The sequence below is a fragment of the Enterobacter sp. C6 genome, from assembly GCF_008122455.1.
GTDB classification, from domain to species: domain Bacteria; phylum Pseudomonadota; class Gammaproteobacteria; order Enterobacterales; family Enterobacteriaceae; genus Enterobacter; species Enterobacter pseudoroggenkampii.
The window spans coordinates 1-19,286 of sequence record NZ_QPFW01000226.1 but is presented as its reverse complement, the minus strand read 5'-3'; the positions used below and the strand labels follow the sequence as shown (position 1 = coordinate 19,286).

The window sequence follows — 19,286 nt, the reverse complement described above, 5'->3', positions numbered from 1 at the left end:
TTCCTTAACCGACGCTGTGTTCAAGACTAATGGCGAGGAGTTTCTGGGCTTCAACGGCAAATTCCAGCGGCAGTTCAGAGAACACATCCTTACAGAAGCCGTTAACGATCATCGAGATGGCGTCTTCTTCGCTGATCCCGCGCTGCAGGCAGTAGAAGAGCTGATCTTCCCCTATCCGTGACGTGGTCGCCTCGTGCTCCAACTGGGCCGTGTTATTACGGCATTCGACGTACGGGAAGGTATGCGCCCCGCAATCTGCGCCAATCAGCATCGAGTCACACTGGGTGAAGTTTCGCGCATTGGTGGCCGTCGGCATGATTTTCACCAGCCCGCGATAGCTGTTCTGGCTGTGACCGGCGGAGATGCCTTTCGAGATAATGGTCGATTTGGTGTTTTTACCAATGTGGATCATCTTGGTGCCGGTATCGGCCTGCTGATGGCCGCTGGTCAGCGCCACCGAGTAAAACTCGCCGATGGAGTTATCCCCGCGCAGAATGCAGCTCGGGTATTTCCAGGTGATGGCCGAGCCGGTTTCGGACTGGGTCCACGACATCTTGCTGTTTTCGCCTTCACAGAGCGCGCGCTTGGTGACGAAATTCAGAATACCGCCGGTATTGCCGTCGCCCGGGAACCAGTTTTGCACCGTGGAGTATTTCACCTCGGCATCTTTGTGGATGATGACCTCCACCACCGCCGCGTGCAGCTGGTAGCTGTCGCGAACCGGGGCGGAACACCCTTCTATATAGCTGACGTAGCTGCCTTCATCTGCGACCAGAATCGTGCGTTCGAACTGGCCGGTTTTTTCGGCATTGATGCGGAAATAGGTGGAAAGCTCCATCGGACAGCGCACGCCTTTCGGCACATAGATAAAGGTGCCGTCCGAGGCTACCGCCGCGTTGAGCGCCGCAAAGAAGTTGTCGTTAGAGGGCACCACAGTCCCAATGTACTTTTTCACCAGCTCCGAATGATCGTGAATCGCTTCGCCGAAGGAGCAGAAAATGATCCCCTGCTCTGCCAGCTTCTCTCGGTAGGTGGTTGCCACCGAGACGGAGTCGAAAATGGCGTCCACCGCCACCTCTTTCCCTTCGCGCACAGGCACGCCCAGCTGATTAAAGGCTTCTTCCACCTCTTTGCTGAGGAAGCTGTTCTCCGCGCCGGTTTGCTGCACCGCGCCGGGCTGCGAGGCGCAGGTGTCGTCACAGCTGCCGCAGGACGGCGCGGAGTAGTAGCTGTAATCCTGATAGTTCAGCTTGTCATAATGCGCTTTCAGCCAGTGCGGCTCTTCCATTTCCAGCCAGGCACGGAAGGCGCTCAGGCGAAACTCCAGCATCCACTCCGGCTCGTTACGTTTCGCCGAGATCGCCCGCACGACATCTTCATTGATGCCTTTTGCCAGCTCATCGGTCTGCAGCTGGGTGAAGAACCCCTCTTTATAGTTGAGGTGCCCACCGCTCCAGGTATTTACTTCACTCGTTGCTTCAGTATTACGAGACATAGTTCCGCCTATACCCCAAAGCTTTCGCCGCAGCCGCATTCGTTCTGGGCTTTCGGGTTATGAAATTTGAATAACTGGTTTAAGCCTTCGCGGACGTAGTCCACTTCGGTGCCGTCGATAAACGGCATGGCCTGCAGCGCGACGTACAGTTTCGCGCCGTCGGTCTCGAATACCAGGTCATCTTTCTCGGGTTCGGTGACGGTATCGAGCACGTAGCCAAAACCTGCGCAACCGGTCTGTTTGACGCCTAAACGCACGCCGAGGATCTCGGGCTTTTTCGCCACCAGCTCGTGAATATGTGCCGCCGCCGCTGGCGTGAGCGTTAACCCGCGCCAGGCAAAATCGGCTGGATTAAAGGTTTCTGAATGCAGTTCCATAGGTCCACCTCATCTGATAAGCCATCAGGGCATAACACCATGTTAGTGATAACGATTATCACTTCAACCCTCTGTCAGCAGGGGCATTCGGCTAAACCGCCCTTTTTGCCTACTTTTATTAAGCATAGACCCTGTGGCAGGATGCTGGCAGGATGGATTTAATTGTTCAATGCATTGATTAATAATGCATTTCGTTGTGGCATTTTTGACGGAGAGGAGAAAAGTAAAATATGCATCGGAAATGCCTATTTTTGAGATAGCTACTTTGATTGCCGCAAACTCAATTTAACAGATGCGATTTGGCACGCTGTAGAAGGCCTACGCTTCAGTTGCGCAGCAGGAAAGCGCTTCTCAGCAATAGACAGCCTGATAATGCGAGTCTTTTTCTGAAAATCATTCACTCACTCTGGATCACATTATTAATCGCTGTAGCATTAACCATACACTTTTAATGGAAATAAGGTGGCATATGCCATTACAGGGAAAGATGATTCTGAACGGTGCAGATTACGCGCCTTTCGATCTGTATGGGGTAGGCGTGTTCATGGCGCACTCCGGGTTGGGGGCCAACAGAAACAATGCCAGTTGCGGACATGTCGCCAATACTGGCCCTATTCCCCCAGGGAAATACTGGATTGTAGATCGCAGGGAGGGTAACTGGTTTTCACAAAAAAAAAGAGGAGATTCACGATGAAGCTAACAGATTTATTGGCCGAAATGCTTTTGGTAAATCTGACTGGTTTGCTTTGTGGCGTGATGACTGGGGCATAGATGACGACACATGGATAGAAAGTGTAAAGCGTGGAAATTTCCGACTACACCCCGGCACAGTTTCAAAAGGATGCATAACTATCGCCAACATGTCTGATTTTGCGATGATTCATAACGCGCTAATGAATACATCGCTTATTCAGGTTCCATGCATGCGGTCACTCATGGCGCGAGGCTGGGTGGAGGTAGTAGCGGGTGGCTACATTAAAAAACCTTGCTCGTAGGGCAAGTAAAATTATTTACTTTCTCATTTTATTACTCGCTCTTGGTCATATGCTACCAGGCCCGGAGTTATATATTAACTATGATGTAGCCAGAACAACAGCAATCATTATCGCCGGAAATGAAAATGCAGAATCAATGTATGATGCCTATTCACTTATTGACTGGTTTACAATGCTAATTATCGCTACCCCTCTCTATATTTTAACAATGAAGTTAATCAAAAATTAAGGAGACAATAAAATGCCTATACCTCCCTATATGTGGCTTAAAGACGATGGCGGTGCAGATATCAAAGGATCTGTTGATGTACAAGATCGTGAAGGTAGTATTGAAATTATCGGTCTGAGCCACGGTATAAATATACCCGTTGACAGCGCAAACGGTAAAATCACCGGCACCCGCCAGCACTCATCCATGATGATCGAGAAAGAAGTTGATAGCTCTACGCCATATCTTTACAAGGCTGCAGCAACTGGGCAGACGCTGAAAAGCGCAGAAATAAGGTTTTATCACATCAATGATGCAGGTCAGGAGGTTTGCTACTACACCGTTCTTATGGAGAATGTGAAATTAACTGGAGTCCACTGTAGCGTCCCGAATATTAAGCTGGCGGGGAACGATAAAATGAATCACATAGAAAGTGTCAGCATTCAATATGAAAAAATCACCTGGAGAATTCTTGACGGTAATATTCAATTTTCAGATGCATGGAATGAGCGCCATACTCGCTGAGTATTAATAAGGGGACACCGTCCCCTGTTGAACAAGTTGCCGACAGCAAAGCCCCCAGAAAAAAGCAGATGCCGTTTAAAATTAACCGGGTAAATCTCCTCCTCAGGAATAATGCTTATTCTTAAGATAGCTTTTTGCAAGGAAAGTGACAAAGACAAAAAAAGGCCCTTAAGGCCTCTTACACTCAGTGATGAAATGAGACAGCAAACCCCTGCTCACGCCAGTGGTCAAGCTGTTCCTGCTGGCGAGGCGTTGGGGATTTCCCGGTCCAGACAAAGATTTTTTGCCCCGGGAAGAGTTCAGGACGCGGCGAGTCAATGGGCTCTGCCAGCACGTCAATGTGCCAGCCCTTTTGCGACAGGCGCGCGGCTTCCAGCCACAGGTGGGTGCGGTCATCACACTCCCAGCCAATCAGGAGCGCGTCTTTGCCGGCTTTTTTGCGGGACTCCGCCAGGCTTGCAATCGCAAATTCGATCAGTACGCCGTCAAACAGGCTCGCCATGTGACGCACGGTATTTTGATCCTGGTTCATACGCTGACGAACCGGAGAGATAATATTGTCAATCAGCGCATCCATCGCGTGATCGCGGCGGAATTCACCTATTTTGGCCCGCAGCTTTGCAGGACTGGCGTAACGCAGAACGGTCATCATCTCTTCCTGGAATGAGACCCAGTTGCCCTGCGTCAGCACTTCCTTGTTTTCCAGCAAGGCTTTAACTTTTCCGACCGAAACGCCGCTTTTCATCAGGCGTTTGATCTCTTCAATGCGCAGGATATCTTCATCGTCAAACTGACGATGACCCCCTTCACTGCGCTGCGGCTTCAATAATCCATAACGGCGCTGCCAGGCACGCAGCGTAACGGGGTTGATACCGCATCGTTCGGCCACTTCGCCGATACTATAATAGGCCATTAACTCCCTCACGCTCAGAACTTCCATACCTAACTGCACCAACCTTATCAGATTGTACACATCATTTGTATAACTAAGACCGCATTTTGAACGGGTGAACGGGGTTCTTTTCCATCCACCTGTTAAAACATTGTTGTATAAAATTTGCCGTTCGTACAGTTAAGTCTGCCGGATTGTGTACAGCTTTATCCGAAGTCGAACTTTTTCTCCGGCCACGCAATCGCGGGAATACCCCCGTGTCTTGGGCTGGCAAAAAGATGTCCCTGGAACTGGGAAATCCCCGCGGACTCCAGCCACATCCACTCTTCCGCCCTCTCTACCCCCACCGCGCAGAACTGGATCTCAAGCGAGGAACAGCATTTGATAATCGCCTGAATAATGGCCTGACGAGGGCCACTTTTATGCACGTTCGCGACCAGATCGCGATTAATCTTAATTCTGTCCGGCTGGAACTGGGCCAGCAGCTGCAGCCCGGCAAAACCGGCACCAAAGTGATCGATCGTCACGCTGATACCCGCACTTTTTAGCTGCCTGACCGAATCCGTGAATTCATCAAAACGAGATATAGCTTCGCTCTCGGTAAACTCCACCACGATTTGCTCGGGCACAAACCCATTAGCTTCAATCGCGGTGAGCAGAAAATCCACGGCGTTGGGAATGTTGACCAGCGTCATGGGCAGCAGGTTCAGGGATAACGTCTGGTCCTGTAGCCCCAGCGCGCTGGCCATAGAAAGTGCCACCTGCTTGCTTTGCAAATCAGACGTGTACACTTCGTCACGCGGGCGGCTGGCGAAATAGGCCCCCGGCGAGTCACCGTCAGGAGTGCGCAGAAGCGCCTCCCAGGAGACAACCTGCTGCATAAACGGATCGACTATCGGCTGGAACGCAAAGCTGCAATCCGCCCCTTTCGCGACCACCTCAGGCTGCGCGGACAGGCGCGTTTCTTCGCGAACGAATTCCCAGGAATCCGCAGGCGGCAGTTCAAAATAGTTCGCTTTTTCCGTGGCCTCAACAAAGGTGCGGAAAAACTGCAGCGGGCGGTCGTTATAGGTCAACTGGTAGCGTGTCGTCCCCTTATTGAGCACCTGCTGCAGCACCTCGTCCCTGTCGAAGTGGCGCAAGTCAAAAAGCTCCATGCCCACGTTGCCAAAACGCCGGACAGGGCCGTGATCGCGCATTAACTCGACCACGTTATGGTGGCGCGGGTCGTTGCAGATCTGCTCATAGATAGCAGAAACCTGCTCCACCGGCCCTTCAAGCAATTGAAAAAAGTGTGTGCCGTTAAACAGCAAGATCCCCGTGACATTGGATTGCCGATTTTTACGATTTGCAGCAGCGACCATTGATTCCAGCGCTTTTACCGGAACGTCCTCGCAGATATGACTGCGGTAAATGATGGTTGTGAGCATGCTTTTCCTGGGGTTAGGGTTTTGGCCACAGTAGACGTGGGTAATTTTCACTTATAGCACATTAATTGCCTGACAAATAATTTACATCTCAATCATTTACGGCAGTTGATGGGACCGTTCTTCTCGATTGTATAACTTACCAGCGCCCGACCTTTTTGTACAATATATCCTGTCACATTACCGATTCATGACAAGTCAGTAACACAATGAAAATAAAGTAATTTATAAAATATATCATAAAAACATTAAAAATCTGTACATTTTATATGTACAGATTTAGGAATTGTGTATACCTTAATTGTAACGTTAGTGATTACAAAATTTTACAGGAGCGAAACATGCAGCAGAAAGGTTACGCCACAGATTCCGCAGCAGCAATCGCACAGTACTTCGAAAAAGCCGCGCTCCCTACCCAACAGGAGACGCTGGGCCAGGTGGTTGTAGAAATTCTCAGCGACGGGCGAAACCTAAATCGCAAATCGCTCTGTACCAAACTGCTCAGCCGCCTCGAAAAGGCCGATGGCCCGGAAGAGGAAGAGCATTACCACATGCTGCTTGGTCTGCTCTTCGAACGGTAACGTGATGAATAGCAGTGACGCAGACCGACTGATCGACACGCTTATCGGTGAAGCCGTTCTTTCTCTTCTGAAAGAGCGGGGGCCAGTGACAACCGAAGGATTGCTGCAGCGTCTGCGGGTTATGAAAGAGCATGAAAAGGATCCCCGGCGGCGGGAGACACTTGCGGTGGTGATTGCCGATATCGGCTCAAACAGCATCGCCTTTACACGTCGCAGAACCGCGCAAGGACGAACGAACAGAGAGGGACCTCTCAACGATAACCGAGACAATGTAGTGCCGTTATTTGGAAGTGGAAAACCGTCCGACCCCAAAAAAATACATTGACTGCAATTTAACAGCTACGGTGAGAACAAATGAGACAAAATATTCAGCTTCAACCCGAATACCATTCTGCTTTTTTAGACAGTGCGCTGTCGGAATATTTCCGTCACGCAGGCGATCGTTTTGCTGAAGAGTCCGCTGTTTTTTCTACTGCAGTACGCTGTGTTCTGGCCTCCGAAGGTCATCTGTCCAATAAAGCGATCATCCTCTGGCTCATTCAGACGCTGGAAGCCACTAACGATGTGGTTCAGGCGGATGTGATTCGTAAGACGCTGGAAATCGTGGTGGGTTACACGATGGACGATCTCTAAGCTCCTGCTCGCTACGCCCCTAACGTGTCATCGTCAAAACTGACGATCGGCCTGACGATGACACGCGTCTTTCCCGCTTAACACCCTGTAAAACCAGCAAAGCCAACCTGGCACGGTTCCTGCTTAACACCGTTTACGGGACTGGGTTTTCCAGTCAACTTTGCTTCATTTCTTAACAGGTCTGTTATTGATGAAAAAGATCGCCAGCGTCTGCCCCTACTGCGGTGCAGGCTGTAAATTAAACCTTGTCGTTGAAAATAACCGTATCATCCGTGCCGAAGCGGCAGAGGGCGTCACAAACCAGGGCACCCTGTGTCTGAAAGGCTTTTACGGCTGGGACTTCCTTAACGATACCCGTCTGCTCACCCCGCGCCTCACTCAGCCGATGATCCGCTACCACAAAGGCGAGGCTTTCACCCCCGTTACCTGGGAAGAGGCAATCCGCTACACCGCCCACAGGCTCAGCAGCATTAAAGCGCAGCACGGGCCGCGGTCGATCATGACCACCGGCTCCTCCCGCGGAACCGGCAATGAAACAAACTATGTGATGCAAAAATTTGCCCGCGCGGTGCTGAACACCAACAACGTGGACTGCTGCGCACGCGTCTGTCATGGCCCTTCCGTGGCCGGTTTACAGGAAACGCTCGGCAACGGCGCCATGAGCAACTCTATCAACGATATTGAAAACTCAAAATGTCTGCTGGTGTTTGGCTATAACTGCGCGGACTCCCACCCTATCGTCGCCCGGCGCGTGCTGAAAGCGCGTGAAAACGGCGCGAAAATTATCGTCTGCGATCCGCGGCGCATCGAAACGGCGCGCATCGCCGACCAACATCTGCAGCTGAAAAACGGCAGCAACATGGCGCTGGTGAACGCCTTCGGCTACGTGCTGCTGGAAGAGGAGTTGTACGACAAAAGCTACGTGGCGCGCTTTACGGAGGGGCTTGAGGCCTACCGCCAGACGGTGAAAGACTATGCGCCGGAGAAGGTCGAGCATCTTACCGGCATTCCCGCCCGCGACGTTCGCCAGGCGATGCGCACCTTCGCGGCAGCCCCTTCCGCCACCGTGATGTGGGGTATGGGCGTGACCCAGTTTGGTCAGGCAGTGGATGTGGTCAGAGGGCTTTCCAGCCTGGCGCTGCTGACCGGTAATCTCGGTCGCCCTGCCGTCGGCGTCGGGCCGGTACGCGGTCAAAATAACGTCCAGGGTGCCTGCGACATGGGCGTGCTGCCGAATATGTTCCCCGGCTATCAGGATGTGACCGATCCGGCGGTCAGGCAGAAGTTCGCCGACGCCTGGGGGATTGACGTCAATAAAATGGACGATCGCGTCGGGACGCGCATTACCGAGGTGCCTCATCTGGCGCTGGAAGGCAAGGTCAAGGCCTACTACATCATGGGGGAAGATCCGCTTCAGACCGAGGCCGACCTCGGTCTCGTTCGCAGCGGTTTTGAGGCGCTCGACTTTGTTGTGGTTCAGGACATCTTTATGACCAAAACGGCAGAAGTGGCGGACGTTCTGCTCCCTGCCACCTCCTGGGGTGAACACGGCGGCGTCTTTACCTGTGCCGATCGCGGGTTCCAGCGTTTTGGCAAAGCCATCGAGGCCAGCGGCAACGTGAAGCGCGACTGGGAGATCATCAGCCTGCTCGCCACCGAGATGGGCTACCCGATGCATTATGACTCCAACCAGCAGATCTGGGATGAGATGCGCGAGCTGTGCCCGCTCTTCTTCGGCGTGACGTATGAAAAAATGGGCGAGATGGGCCACGTGCAGTGGCCGTGCCCGACGCTGGATCATCCGGGCACGCCTTACCTGTACAAAGACAATCAGTTCGATACCCCAACCGGTAAAGGACAGCTCTTTGCCGCACCGTGGCGCGCGCCGGCGGAAACCCCGGATGAAGATTTCCCGCTGGTGCTGTGTACGGTACGCGAGGTGGGACACTACTCCTGCCGCTCGATGACCGGGAACTGCGCTGCGCTGCAGAGCCTGGCCGACGAGCCGGGCCGGGTGCAAATGCACCCTGCCGATGCGGAAAAACTGGGCATCAAGGAGGGTCAACTGGTCTGGGTACGTTCACGTCGCGGCAAAGTGATTACCCGCGCCAGCATCAGCGAGCGTATCAACAAGGGAGCGGTTTATATGACCTATCAGTGGTGGATTGGCGCCTGCAACGAGCTGACCCAGGATAATCTCGATCCCATCTCCAAAACGCCGGAAACGAAGTACTGCGCGGTGCAGCTGGAGGCGATTGAGGACCAGCGCTGGGCGGAGGATTTTGCAGCGTCGGCGTATCAGTCCATGAAGTCGCGGCTGATTAGTGCGGTGAATGTCTGAAGAAATGTCGGGTGGCGTCACTGCCACCCGGCAACTAAACGACTACAGTCCCACGGTCTTTTCCGCTCATCCGTCGAAACCGATCAGATGGTCACGCAATTTGTTCGGGTAGGCATTTTTTTCGACCATCCTGTGAATGAGCGCCATAAGCTCATAATCACTGCGCAGATCGAATTTTTGCATCAGCAAATACTTATGCGTGAATATCGTTTTATCACTCGTCCTGAGTACATCAGCAATCTGCCCTACCGAGAATCCTCTGTAAAAATTCACCGTGACGCGGATCTGCTGCGGCGAAAGTATTTTATGCTGGCACTCGAAACAGCCGTTATGCTGCCAGCGATATCCCGGCAGTTGCGTACGGTACCATGCAATAAAGAGCATCTCGCTAACCTGACCAAGCGGGGCGCGGCGGGAGATAAAAATGATATCCTGAAAACAGGATGTAAAAGCGGAAAAACGCCGCTCATCGTCCACCAGCCCAATCACAATCCCTTTTTTTCGCGCTTTCAATTCAGGAACACAGGTCAGCGTTTCCCCGGGGCATAGAGCGAGAATAATAATATCCGCGGCACTGACGCTGTCATAAGTAAGCTCAGTGTCAAAATGAATGTGATGCCTGAAATTATGCAGGAAGAAATCCACAAGAAAATATTGCAGGCCATTTTTAAAAAAAGAATCCGGTTCTTTAATCAGGATATTCAACATATCAATTACCAACATCTGCATATCAATAAGGACAACCAACGCGCGTGCCGATCAGTTGTATTGCATCGTCATGACCACGACGGCACTGATGCTCCCCGGCGTCGCACCGCCGGTGACAGATTTGACTGATGCCTGCATGACCATCGTCGCGGTTCTGTCTGACGCAATAGTCTGCGTAATGCTTGTCCCTGTGCCCTTTAACGCACCGGTTGCGGCCTCGCTCATCGCAATCGCGACGTTCGTGGCCGAACCGCTGTTCATGTAGTAACTCGCCCCCGAGACGGGATCGGGGTTGCCGGTAAAGGAGACCGTAACGCTGCGCGTGCCTGCCGGACACTGGGTAAACGGCAGGCTAAAAAACACAGGATCGGATGTCGACCCCGGCGTGGCCATATTGGATGCCTGAATATTGCCGAGATTAACATCCAGATTGTTATTTCCCCCATTGAATACGCAGGGAGAGGCAATAATCTTGCCGGTGACGCTGACGTTAACGCTATCCGCTGCAATAACATTGCCGCTTATTACTGCCGCGATGAACGCTGCCGTGCGCATTATATTCATCGTCATCCCCTTTACTGGTAGGTCAAATTTAAGGTTGCTGACGCATTTGCGGTGCCGGGTTCTACCGTCGTTTGCGTCTGGTAATAACGCGCCGTTAATGGGAACGCTTCCTGCCCCCCTGCCGCAAGCTTCAGCGGCAAACGCGCATTGAGGGTGAGAGGTGTACCGTTATAGAGCAACTGAACGCCAACCCCTTTCGCCGTGCCGGTATTACCCTGCCCCGTAAGCGCGAGCACGCTGGGTGTTGCAACGTCAGGATTCTGAATGCCGCTGAGTGATACGTTGACGTTAGCCCCCGCATCGCAGTTAAGCCCGAGATTTTGCGTATTTTGAGCGCCAGCCGGTGTGGTGCCTATCGTTGAGCCAAAAAGCGCGGCAGAAATATCGCCTATCGGAAATGTCAGTTGCGGTGTTGTAATATTGCAGGCCAGTACATTAATGGTTCCGCCCAGCAGGCTGGTCGTCAGGCCATCACGGTAAACGCCGTCACTGCCCTGCAGCATCACTACCCCCAGCACGCCCGGCGTCAGCGATCCCGACGAGACCGGTCCGGTAACGATAAGTTCTATTTTACCGCCCCACCATTCGACATAACTTGCCTGCGCATTATAGGAAAAGGTATTGGCCGGGTTTTCAAAATAATTACCCGACGAAAAACGCACGCCTATACCGTTTACATTCGTGTCATAAACATGATTACCGTAAGCACTCGGTGTCGCATTCAAATACCGCATGCTAAAACCCAGCATTAATGGATTGGCACACCCCGTTAAATAGGAACCGGTTATTGTCGCGTTTCGCGAAAATAATACGGTTCCAACTGCCACGTCACGTTGAACCGTAATGGTGCCGATGGACAAAGTTGATTCCTGCGGCGTAATCGTCGTGCAGGTTCCTGCATGAGCACTGTTCCAGCCTGCTGCGATACACAGCAGGAATATGATGTTAATTAAGCGCATGTTAAAAAACCCTAAAGACAATTGACGGTAATTTCGGTAATTCCCCCCGCCGACGGCTGCGGGGAAAGCACGTAAGGTGCGCGGCATTGCCGTTCGCTTTCCGCTCCCCACGTGACGAAGACGGTTCCCTGAGTATCCAGGCCGGTGAGATAAGCCTGGCCTTTATCGCCAACAATAACGCTGCTGCCGTCGGCGCCCTTCAGGCTTGCCATCGCGCCAAAGGGAACAAACTGGCCGTTATGCAGTAAATTAAATAATACCCGCCGCCCCACCTTCGCCTTATAGTCGGCCAAAACGATCGCGCCACGCGTCGGCGTCACCGTCCGGGTATTAATATCCAGCTCAACATCATCCGGCAGACTTTCCGGGGCAAGGGTGATGTCATTTTTACGGTATACGGAGAGATTGCTGACCACCGTATATCCGCGGTAATCCGTTTTAACGCCCGCCTGATTGCGGATATCGACGCCGTGTGCGCCCGGCGCGCTAATCAAAACATTGGTCTCGCCCAGGGGTTGCGAAAGCGTGATCCCCTCTCTGTGAGCAAGAATCCCCCCTTGCAGGCCGTAGTTAAGGCGCTCGCTGTTTTTATCGTAGCTGTAGCCCGCCGTCGCTTCGCCGTAGGTTCCCTTATAATCACCGTTCAGATTGCCCGTGTAGCCGACGCCGTCCGACCCAAAGCCTTGCTGCACGTTCCAGTTCAGGGCGTGGTTTTCCAGTGCTACGCCGTTCAGGCCGATGTTGTGGGTGGTGCCGTTATTCTTGCTGGCGCTCACGCCATAGTTAGCCCAGGTCTGCGGCAAAAACTTCTCCAGCGGGATACTGACGTTAAAGGCCAGCAGCTGATCTTTGTCGTACCGTTTATTGTTATCATATGAACCCGCACTGCCGTTTTTACTGTAGGTCCAGGTGAGTCCGTAGCTGATGTTGTGCCAGTAGTTGTTGTAGCCCAGGCTGTATGACGCCATCGTTTTACCCGAATTCCAGTAGTCTTCACGGGCCGCGCTCAGCGTCAGCGAGCCAAGATTACCGCCCAGCGTCTGGCTCATCGTAAGTTCGGCCCGGTTTCGGCGTCGGTCCTGAAGCGCGGAGCTGTCACCGTACGAATCAAGGATCTCCTGCATACCGTAGTAACCGCTGGTCGAGTAGCGGTAACCCGCAATCGAGAAATGGGTTCCGGTCCCCACAATGTTTTTGCTGTATCGCGCACGCCAGGACTGGCCGTTGGATTTCTCACCACCCTGCGGGGTGGACCAGGCCTGGGTCATGTCCGCAGAAATAGCGCCGAAATCACCCATGTTTTTTCCAAGCCCGGTGGCGATCGACTGATATTTACTCGACTCCTGCAGCCCGCCATACAGCGTTAGCCCATACGGCAGACCATAGATCCCGGTGATTTGCCCGAAAGGTGTCTTATCGACGCTGCCGTTATAAGAACGGTATTGCCCTCCGGTTACTGAATACTTGAGCCGTCCTTCGCGCTGTAAAACCGGTAATGACGCGTACGGGAGGGTGAAATGTTGCTCACTGCCATCAGCCTCTTTAACGGTGACGTCCAGATCCCCTGCGCCGCCCGTGGGGTACATATCGGTAATCTCAAAAGCGCCTGGCGCCACGTAGGTCTGATAAATCTGATAGCCGTTCTGCCGCACCACCACCTGGGCATTGGTGCGCGCGATCCCCCGCACCACGGGTGCATAGCCTTTCAGCGAATCCGGGAGCATGTCATCATCCGAAGCCAGCTGTCCGCCTCGAAACGGCATACTGTCGAACACGTCGGCTGGCGCGGAGCTATCCCCCAGGGTGAGCTGCGCTTTGAGCGGAATAATGGCCCGCTGCGCATAGGTGTAGACGGTATCCCATTTGTCCTGACCGGTTTCATCCCGCGACCAGGTGGTGTAATTTCGCAGTCGCCACGGTCCAACGTTGAGACCCGGGCGCAGGTTGGCATATTGACTGTTGCTGTTTTTACTGCCGTTTTGTTTTGCCCGGCTGTTTGCGCCACTCAGGCTGTAATTCAACATGGCGGCGGCGATCCCTTCATCCCATAGCGCTGGCGAGACATACCCGCGTGCCGGCATATCAATGGCGGCCTGAGGAATGCTGACGATCAGTCGCTGCGCGGCAAACTGAAAATCCGTGCTGGCGTGAGGAATAGCCTGAAGGTTGACACAGGACGCGTCCTTACTGGCTAAGTCGGGAAAAAGCGCGGTTTTGACGCCCCATCTGTTGAGCTGTTCAATACCCAGACAAGGCTTAAGGCTATCGCCCTCTTCCCCACTTTTTACTGCGGTAAAATCAATATCGCTGGTCTCGATGAGTTGGTCGTCAAGGATGATGTCAACGTGGTATTTCCCTGGTGCCTGCGAACCTGATTCAAAAGCAGATAAATCAGCTTTACCCGTGCCCGGGTTGTCCAGTTCAACCAGCTCGGCGTTGAACGAATCACGGGCATAAACAGTCTGCATTGCATTTACCAGCGCAAAGGCGATACAGATCGCCAGACGCGCAGGCTGCATTTTTTTAGTTTTCGTTGCCATCATCATTAACCTGACCTGCTATGAGGATCGCCGCTTTTGATGAATTAAAAGCTGGCCTGATACATTCTTCCGGGGCTGCCGTAATCATTAATGACTTTGAATGAAATGTGGTTACCATTGGCACCTGCGGGTAAGCTAAATACCGTCGTTGCACCCGGTGCCACCCAGGAGACCTCATCCAGTTTTTTATCACCGACGCTTATTTCATTAAAGTTGATGACATATTGCGTTGGATTGGTGACCATGAGCTTATTCCCGCTACGCGACCAGGTTAATTTATTCGCTTGTTCTTCCGGCGTTGATCCCTTCAGACCTGATGGGCGATAAATAAGCTTGATGCGCGTTTTGACAGCAATTTGCAGTGAGTTTTCCTGTTTTGAGGCAGACGGTATGGCTTTAATATTCAGCCAGAAAAGACTTTCTTTATCCTGGGGTAGTGAACCCGAGAGTAAAATACGTTCAATGTTTTGCTGCCCGCCATCCAGCCGATATAAAGGCGGCGTTACAATAAAAGGTGCTTTATTAGCATTCCCCTCTGGCATGTCAACCCAGGACTGGATTAAATAAGGCACGCTATCAGCATTATTGATACTGATTGATGCCTCTTTTTTCCCACCATCAAAAATAACGCGGGTACCGCCAATAATGACCCCGGCATAAGCGTTCGAAAACGATGCTGTCAGGGCGGCCGATATGAGCAGGGCCTTGCTAATAAAATGCATGTTACACCTCTTGAAACACGGGGGCAGAAACTGCCCCCACGCAGAACGTCATGGAACCGACTCGTGTTCTGCTTAATGACTAGTTATAAACAACGGAGAAATTTGCCACGGAGTTTGCAGGACCGGCCGTCACCGATGCCGCCGTTGAAATATACTGCGCGTAGAAATTCAGCGTATTATCGGCGGTGCTGCTTAGCACATAGCTATAGCTGTTACTGCCGTGCAACGGCAGATCCGCTTTATCAGCGGTCATCAAATTAATAGCAACACCCGTTGCCGCTCCGGCGACGGAGGTATCAATAGCAAGCAGATCGGCGTTAGTCAGATCGGGCGTACCGTCAAAACGGACTTTGGCACTGTTGACCGTAACCGGGCAGTTCTTCAGGACGATATCGAATTTCGTTGCCGCAGTGCGGGAGCCTGTTGCCGGAAATTCTGTTTTATTGTAATCGCCTAATACCACCACCTGATTTTGAGAAGCAACCGCGACATCGCAGGCAGAATCCAGGATGTTACCGTTAAAATTAACGGTTCCTGCAGCAGCGAGTGCATTGCTCATCATTAAGGCAGAACCTGTCGCAACCATCGCTAAAATAATGTTATTTTTCATAATCTTCATTTTCCTGTTTACGGGATAACTTTATTTATTATTAAAACTCACGCAGCAGAAAGTTGATAAATAAATCACAGTGGATTCATCTTCTTTATAATTAACGCTATAAGATTTTTCTGACTGACTGATTAAAATTTATATAATCATTTTGGTGAATACAACTTTTTGATGGTCTAGCTGTAGACTCTGATTTAACGTAATTTCAACACTTCTTTTCAGGATACGCTTACGTCTTATTTCCTGGTCTATTAGTAGACTTGACCGTCTTTATGTTTTCATTCAAGGGGTTAGATATCAGATGCTCAACGGTCTACTTTTGGACCTTGCCGAAATATTCCCTGACTCCTTCATTTTTAAGATAATTCTCCAGACAGATTAAAAAACGATCAGACCCGTAGTCGATGTGAGGTATCTTATGAATACGCGTTTAACCACGCCATTGAATAACCACGAATCAACCGTTCTGGGTTTAAAACCGTTTATCCATATAGATGCCCTGATTAAATCAGTGCTACATGCTGCGAACAGAATGGTCATCTGTCGGGGAGAAACCGTACATTATTATAAAGATGATGTGCGCCAGTGTTTTTTACTTCTCCAGGGAAGCGTGGCGCTTCATCGTCGCGGCGACGGCATTGTTTTAAACTCTGAATCAGCGCCGTTTATTCTTGGCGTCAGCAGTCAATTTTCTTCGGAGCATCTCTATGTCAGGGCCCTGGAGACGGCAGAAATCGCCCGCGTGTCGCTGGAGACGTTTAATCAGATTGTTGCGCAGCAGGATTTATGGGAGCACTTTTCAAAGCTGCTGATTTATACGGCCTCACGGGTGTATGAGCACTGCGCGCAAATATCGCAAATGTCTGCCTACGACATCATTCGCTTCCAGCTTGTTGAACTCATGCAGGAGCCCGATGCCATACGGAAAAATACGACGGCCGCCGCGTACATCAAAAGCAGGACCTATCTTTCACGTAGCGGAATTATGCGTATTCTGGCAGAACTGCGGACCGGGAAGTACATCACCATGGAACGTGGGGTGCTGCTTGACATTCATCATCTGCCGCGAAAATATTGATAGCCAGCGTGCCTGTACCCGGGAGAAGCGCTATAATTAGCCAGGTTATTTTTAAGGTTGTCGGCTGCCATGTCCCTTCCAGAAAAGTCTCAACGGGGTTCTCCCTACGCGCAAGAGCTTATTTCACACCTGTTGCCTGATTGCACAACACGACATAGCGCCCGCGGCGAGCGGCTGGACCTGCAAATTAACGGTCAGGGCATGTGCTATTTAATTCTCGAAGGAACCATCGCCATCTACAGAAGAAGCGATGACATGATGCTGTCTACGGCTCGCAGTCCGGCCGTGTTCGGCCTCGCCAACCTGACCGACATCTATTTCAATGATTATATTAAGACCGTCAGCCCTTGTCTGATAGGGACGCTCACCACCGAGCGGGTGAATGAAATTATCAAAGAGAAGGCGCTATGGGGACTGCTTTCTAAGCAGCTCATCTTTGTGTATAGCCGTCTTTATAACAACGTGATGCCGCAGGGCGCGCCGACGGCGTATGAGATGATTCGCCAGCAGCTGGTCAAGCTGATGGAGGAAGATGAGAGTTATCGGCTCAGCGTGACGGCGGAAAGGTATATCAGAGAGAAAACCCAGCTCTCCCGCAGCGGCGTGATGCGCATTCTGGCGGATTTAAAAACCGGCGGATTCATCGAAATGGAAGAAGGCAGGCTCATCAAAATCAATAAACTCCCCGCCCGATACTGAATGTCAGACACAAAAAAGGCCGCATTCGCGGCCCTTTGATTCTCATGTACTCAATGGACGTGAACGCCCAACCGCCAGGCAAAGTAGATCTCTTCTTTCAGCTCATTTGAAGAGAGCGCCAGCAAATCTGTAAATTCCAGCTCAAGCTGTTTCAGCTTTTTCAGGTACTGCGCCGGAGACAGGTTGCTCTTATCGCGACGTAAATATTCAATTGCCAGCTGTGTTGGGGTTATTTCAGTATCCATGATGTCCTCGCTTATGTACAAAACCTGACCAGTATACCACAACGTACTGGCTAGTTTTTGACCAAAGGCAAGACATCTGAAAACTTTACACAACCGCCGTGGTCAGCCGCGACGAGCAGCACAGGCGATCCTGCTCATCGAGGATATCTATTTGCCACACCTGATGGCGGCTTCCGGCGTGCAGCGCGCGGCAAACACCGCGCACGCGTCCGCTGCGCACCGAGCGAATGTGGTTAGCATTCACCTCAAGTCCGACAACCTTCTGCTCCCCTTCGGTGCAGAGATACCCCGCCACCGAGCCCAGCGTTTCGGCCAGCACGACGGACGCTCCGCCGTGCAATAAACCAAACGGCTGGTGGGTGCGACTATCGACGGGCATGGTGGCCTCAATCTCATCGTCGCCAATGCGGATAAACTGGATATCCAGCAGCCCCACCATATTCCCCTCGCCCATGGCGTTCAGCGCCTGCAGCGTCACGGCACGTTTCCAGATCATCCAATTATCTCCAGTAAAGCCTGCAATGGGTGACGTACACCGTTGCCTTCTACCCGTTTTACCTGGCTGCGGCAGGAGTAACCCGTCGCCAGACAGCGGTTTCGCGGCAAACGCTGCATCGCCTGATGCCAGGACAGCTCATAGATGCCGAGCGAGTTGGCGTGGTTTTTCACTTCGTGTCCGTAGGTACCGGCCATCCCGCAGCAGCCGACGCTGACGCTCTCCAGCTTCGCACCAAAGCGGGCAAAGACAGACGCCCACTGCGCGGGGGCACCCGGCAGCGCGGTCACTTCCGTGCAGTGCCCGAACAGATACCACGGTTCACCGCTGACATCCTGAACAGCCTTATCTTCCAGCGCCATCGGCAGCCACTCGTGCACCAGCATCACGTTGAAATCGCCGCGCTTATCGCCCAGGGTCTGCTTGTATTCATCGCGATAGCACAGCACCAGCGCCGGATCGACGCCGACCATCGGTATCCCGAGTTGCGCCACGCGATTCAGGAAGTCAGACGTTTTCTGCGCGGTCTTCGCAAAGCGGTTCAGGAAACCTTTAATGTGCTGCGCCTTGCCATTCGGGGAGAACGGCAGCACAACCGGCTGGTAACCCACTTTCTCCGCCAGACGGACGAAATCGGCCACAACCTGCGCATCGTAGTAGCTGGTAAACGGATCCTGCACCACCAGCACCACCTTCGTTTTTTGCTCAGGCGTGAGTGCCTCCAACTGCTCAAGGGTCATGTTCGCCGAGCGATGCCCGACGAGCTGGCGCTGCAGAGACGGTACCGACAGCAGCGGCAGATCGACCATGCCGATGTGTTTTTCGGAGAGCTTGCGCACCAGCGGCTGGTTGATAAAGAAGTTGAAGGTCTTCGGCGCGCGCGCCATCAGCGGCGCGTAGCTTTCCACCGTCGCCACCAGATGGTCGCGCACCGGGCGGAGGTAGCGGGTGTGATAAAGCTGCAGGAAGCGCGAGCGGAATTCCGGCACGTCGATTTTAATCGGGCACTGGGTGGAGCAGGCTTTACAGGCCAGACAGCCGGACATCGCCTCTTTCACCTCATGGGAGAAATCATACTCGCCCTTGTTGGCATGCCAGCTGTTGCGGGTGCGCTCAATCAGCGAGCGCAGGCTGGCCCGTTTCTCCGGCAGCTCCTGCTCCAGCCTGAGCGGATCCACCCCGCGGTCGGCC

21 protein-coding genes and 1 pseudogene are annotated in these 19,286 nt (G+C 52.5%); 9 read left to right on the top strand and 13 right to left on the bottom strand.

All coding sequences use genetic code 11. The features are described from left to right. Positions 1 to 4 precede the first annotated feature (4 nt). Together sufB and sufA are read right to left on the bottom strand one after the other, a co-directional pair. Positions 5 to 1,495 (bottom strand): Fe-S cluster assembly protein SufB, encoded by a 1,491-nt coding sequence (gene sufB, locus DOU50_RS13545; RefSeq protein WP_148769562.1) that lies wholly within the window; start codon positions 1,493 to 1,495, stop codon positions 5 to 7. 8 nt (positions 1,496 to 1,503) lie between these two features. After that, on the bottom strand, positions 1,504 to 1,872 hold the full coding sequence (sufA, locus tag DOU50_RS13540; protein WP_008500631.1) for a Fe-S cluster assembly scaffold SufA: 369 nt from the start codon (positions 1,870 to 1,872) through the stop codon (positions 1,504 to 1,506). A gap of 469 nt (positions 1,873 to 2,341) precedes the next feature. Between sufA and DOU50_RS13525 the strand changes: the two are divergent. The 3 genes and pseudogenes from DOU50_RS13525 (at position 2,342) to DOU50_RS13515 (ending at position 3,600) form a co-directional block, all read left to right on the top strand. Next, positions 2,342 to 2,867 (top strand): annotated as a pseudogene (locus DOU50_RS13525) (DUF2778 domain-containing protein). Continuing rightward, entirely contained in the window at positions 2,839 to 3,096 is a 258-nt protein-coding gene (locus tag DOU50_RS13520; protein ID WP_148769560.1) for a hypothetical protein, read from the top strand. The pseudogene DOU50_RS13525 and the gene DOU50_RS13520 overlap by 29 nt, the downstream one beginning before the upstream one ends. 12 nt (positions 3,097 to 3,108) lie before the next feature. Continuing rightward, positions 3,109 to 3,600, top strand: coding sequence for an Hcp family type VI secretion system effector (locus tag DOU50_RS13515; RefSeq protein WP_148769559.1), 492 nt, complete (start codon positions 3,109 to 3,111; stop codon positions 3,598 to 3,600). 184 nt (positions 3,601 to 3,784) lie between these two features. Here DOU50_RS13515 and DOU50_RS13510 read toward each other — a convergent pair whose 3' ends face one another. Both DOU50_RS13510 and DOU50_RS13505 read right to left on the bottom strand, forming a co-directional pair. Further along, positions 3,785 to 4,513, bottom strand: a complete 729-nt coding sequence (locus DOU50_RS13510; RefSeq protein ID WP_032650989.1) for a MerR family transcriptional regulator — start codon at positions 4,511 to 4,513, stop codon at positions 3,785 to 3,787. 185 nt (positions 4,514 to 4,698) lie between these two features. Next, positions 4,699 to 5,922, bottom strand: a complete 1,224-nt coding sequence (locus DOU50_RS13505; RefSeq protein WP_148769558.1) for a diguanylate phosphodiesterase — start codon at positions 5,920 to 5,922, stop codon at positions 4,699 to 4,701. 338 nt (positions 5,923 to 6,260) lie between these two features. On the opposite strand from DOU50_RS13505, the gene ycgZ reads away from it, so the two are divergent. The 4 genes from ycgZ (at position 6,261) to fdhF (ending at position 9,474) form a co-directional block, all read left to right on the top strand. Beyond that, positions 6,261 to 6,500, top strand: coding sequence for a regulatory protein YcgZ (gene ycgZ, locus DOU50_RS13500; RefSeq protein WP_024909397.1), 240 nt, complete (start codon positions 6,261 to 6,263; stop codon positions 6,498 to 6,500). A 4-nt stretch (positions 6,501 to 6,504) separates the two neighbouring features. Beyond that, positions 6,505 to 6,825, top strand: a complete 321-nt coding sequence (locus tag DOU50_RS13495; protein WP_032650984.1) for a hypothetical protein — start codon at positions 6,505 to 6,507, stop codon at positions 6,823 to 6,825. A gap of 29 nt (positions 6,826 to 6,854) precedes the next feature. Further along, the gene (locus DOU50_RS13490; protein ID WP_023617825.1) at positions 6,855 to 7,133 is read left to right on the top strand and encodes a biofilm development regulator YmgB/AriR family protein; all 279 of its coding nucleotides are present in this window, start codon (positions 6,855 to 6,857) and stop codon (positions 7,131 to 7,133) included. A 190-nt stretch (positions 7,134 to 7,323) separates the two neighbouring features. Next, positions 7,324 to 9,474 carry a formate dehydrogenase subunit alpha gene (gene fdhF / locus DOU50_RS13485; protein WP_061715437.1) on the top strand — a complete coding sequence of 717 codons (2,151 nt, stop codon included), beginning with the start codon at positions 7,324 to 7,326 and terminating at the stop codon, positions 9,472 to 9,474. Positions 9,475 to 9,540: 66 nt separating this feature from the next. On the opposite strand, the gene DOU50_RS13480 is transcribed toward fdhF, so the two are convergent. The 6 genes from DOU50_RS13480 to DOU50_RS13455 all read right to left on the bottom strand — a co-directional run bounded on the left by DOU50_RS13480 (position 9,541) and on the right by DOU50_RS13455 (position 15,577). After that, the gene (locus DOU50_RS13480) at positions 9,541 to 10,182 is read right to left on the bottom strand and encodes a LuxR C-terminal-related transcriptional regulator (RefSeq protein WP_024909401.1); all 642 of its coding nucleotides are present in this window, start codon (positions 10,180 to 10,182) and stop codon (positions 9,541 to 9,543) included. A gap of 51 nt (positions 10,183 to 10,233) precedes the next feature. Further along, positions 10,234 to 10,752: a fimbrial protein gene (locus DOU50_RS13475; RefSeq protein ID WP_416202956.1), complete on the bottom strand. Its 519-nt coding sequence runs from the start codon at positions 10,750 to 10,752 to the stop codon at positions 10,234 to 10,236. A gap of 5 nt (positions 10,753 to 10,757) precedes the next feature. Next, positions 10,758 to 11,705, bottom strand: a complete 948-nt coding sequence (locus tag DOU50_RS13470) for a fimbrial protein (protein WP_148769556.1) — start codon at positions 11,703 to 11,705, stop codon at positions 10,758 to 10,760. A gap of 11 nt (positions 11,706 to 11,716) precedes the next feature. Continuing rightward, positions 11,717 to 14,245: a fimbria/pilus outer membrane usher protein gene (locus DOU50_RS13465; protein WP_148769575.1), complete on the bottom strand. Its 2,529-nt coding sequence runs from the start codon at positions 14,243 to 14,245 to the stop codon at positions 11,717 to 11,719. A 44-nt stretch (positions 14,246 to 14,289) separates the two neighbouring features. Next, a complete protein-coding gene (locus tag DOU50_RS13460) occupies positions 14,290 to 14,967 on the bottom strand; it encodes a molecular chaperone (RefSeq protein WP_148769555.1) in 678 nt (225 codons plus the stop codon). Between the two features lie 79 nt (positions 14,968 to 15,046). Beyond that, a complete protein-coding gene (locus tag DOU50_RS13455) occupies positions 15,047 to 15,577 on the bottom strand; it encodes a fimbrial protein (RefSeq protein WP_148769554.1) in 531 nt (176 codons plus the stop codon). Positions 15,578 to 15,995: 418 nt separating this feature from the next. On the opposite strand from DOU50_RS13455, the gene DOU50_RS13450 reads away from it, so the two are divergent. Beyond that, the gene (locus tag DOU50_RS13450; protein ID WP_148769553.1) at positions 15,996 to 16,655 is read left to right on the top strand and encodes a winged helix-turn-helix transcriptional regulator; all 660 of its coding nucleotides are present in this window, start codon (positions 15,996 to 15,998) and stop codon (positions 16,653 to 16,655) included. 69 nt (positions 16,656 to 16,724) lie between these two features. Next, positions 16,725 to 17,354, top strand: coding sequence for a helix-turn-helix domain-containing protein (locus DOU50_RS13445; protein WP_090417278.1), 630 nt, complete (start codon positions 16,725 to 16,727; stop codon positions 17,352 to 17,354). 50 nt (positions 17,355 to 17,404) lie between these two features. Here DOU50_RS13445 and DOU50_RS13440 read toward each other — a convergent pair whose 3' ends face one another. From DOU50_RS13440 to DOU50_RS13430, 3 genes are all read right to left on the bottom strand, one after another. Further along, complete coding sequence (locus tag DOU50_RS13440) at positions 17,405 to 17,599, bottom strand: YdiH family protein (protein ID WP_003857766.1); 195 nt, start codon at positions 17,597 to 17,599, stop codon at positions 17,405 to 17,407. Between the two features lie 85 nt (positions 17,600 to 17,684). Further along, the gene (gene menI, locus DOU50_RS13435; RefSeq protein ID WP_023311321.1) at positions 17,685 to 18,095 is read right to left on the bottom strand and encodes a 1,4-dihydroxy-2-naphthoyl-CoA hydrolase; all 411 of its coding nucleotides are present in this window, start codon (positions 18,093 to 18,095) and stop codon (positions 17,685 to 17,687) included. Next, the coding region (locus DOU50_RS13430) for a (Fe-S)-binding protein (RefSeq protein ID WP_148769552.1) at positions 18,092 to 19,286 on the bottom strand (1,195 nt) is incomplete at its 5' end. The genes DOU50_RS13430 and menI, both read right to left, overlap by 4 nt.

What these genes read in the sequence shown, in the direction of transcription:
- DOU50_RS13465 (WP_148769575.1), bottom strand. Translation starts at nt 14,245, where the DNA reads ATGGCAACGAAAACTAAAAAAATGCAGCCTGCGCGTCTGGCGATCTGT.
- DOU50_RS13450 (WP_148769553.1), top strand. Translation starts at nt 15,996, where the DNA reads ATGAATACGCGTTTAACCACGCCATTGAATAACCACGAATCAACCGTT.
- DOU50_RS13445 (WP_090417278.1), top strand. Translation starts at nt 16,725, where the DNA reads ATGTCCCTTCCAGAAAAGTCTCAACGGGGTTCTCCCTACGCGCAAGAG.
- menI (WP_023311321.1), bottom strand. Translation starts at nt 18,095, where the DNA reads ATGATCTGGAAACGTGCCGTGACGCTGCAGGCGCTGAACGCCATGGGC.
- DOU50_RS13515 (WP_148769559.1), top strand. Translation starts at nt 3,109, where the DNA reads ATGCCTATACCTCCCTATATGTGGCTTAAAGACGATGGCGGTGCAGAT.
- sufB (WP_148769562.1), bottom strand. Translation starts at nt 1,495, where the DNA reads ATGTCTCGTAATACTGAAGCAACGAGTGAAGTAAATACCTGGAGCGGT.
- fdhF (WP_061715437.1), top strand. Translation starts at nt 7,324, where the DNA reads ATGAAAAAGATCGCCAGCGTCTGCCCCTACTGCGGTGCAGGCTGTAAA.
- sufA (WP_008500631.1), bottom strand. Translation starts at nt 1,872, where the DNA reads ATGGAACTGCATTCAGAAACCTTTAATCCAGCCGATTTTGCCTGGCGC.
- DOU50_RS13505 (WP_148769558.1), bottom strand. Translation starts at nt 5,922, where the DNA reads ATGCTCACAACCATCATTTACCGCAGTCATATCTGCGAGGACGTTCCG.
- ycgZ (WP_024909397.1), top strand. Translation starts at nt 6,261, where the DNA reads ATGCAGCAGAAAGGTTACGCCACAGATTCCGCAGCAGCAATCGCACAG.
- DOU50_RS13455 (WP_148769554.1), bottom strand. Translation starts at nt 15,577, where the DNA reads ATGAAAAATAACATTATTTTAGCGATGGTTGCGACAGGTTCTGCCTTA.
- DOU50_RS13470 (WP_148769556.1), bottom strand. Translation starts at nt 11,705, where the DNA reads ATGCGCTTAATTAACATCATATTCCTGCTGTGTATCGCAGCAGGCTGG.
- DOU50_RS13490 (WP_023617825.1), top strand. Translation starts at nt 6,855, where the DNA reads ATGAGACAAAATATTCAGCTTCAACCCGAATACCATTCTGCTTTTTTA.
- DOU50_RS13495 (WP_032650984.1), top strand. Translation starts at nt 6,505, where the DNA reads ATGAATAGCAGTGACGCAGACCGACTGATCGACACGCTTATCGGTGAA.
- DOU50_RS13440 (WP_003857766.1), bottom strand. Translation starts at nt 17,599, where the DNA reads ATGGATACTGAAATAACCCCAACACAGCTGGCAATTGAATATTTACGT.
- DOU50_RS13510 (WP_032650989.1), bottom strand. Translation starts at nt 4,513, where the DNA reads ATGGCCTATTATAGTATCGGCGAAGTGGCCGAACGATGCGGTATCAAC.
- DOU50_RS13480 (WP_024909401.1), bottom strand. Translation starts at nt 10,182, where the DNA reads ATGTTGAATATCCTGATTAAAGAACCGGATTCTTTTTTTAAAAATGGC.
- DOU50_RS13475 (WP_416202956.1), bottom strand. Translation starts at nt 10,752, where the DNA reads ATGACGATGAATATAATGCGCACGGCAGCGTTCATCGCGGCAGTAATA.
- DOU50_RS13460 (WP_148769555.1), bottom strand. Translation starts at nt 14,967, where the DNA reads ATGCATTTTATTAGCAAGGCCCTGCTCATATCGGCCGCCCTGACAGCA.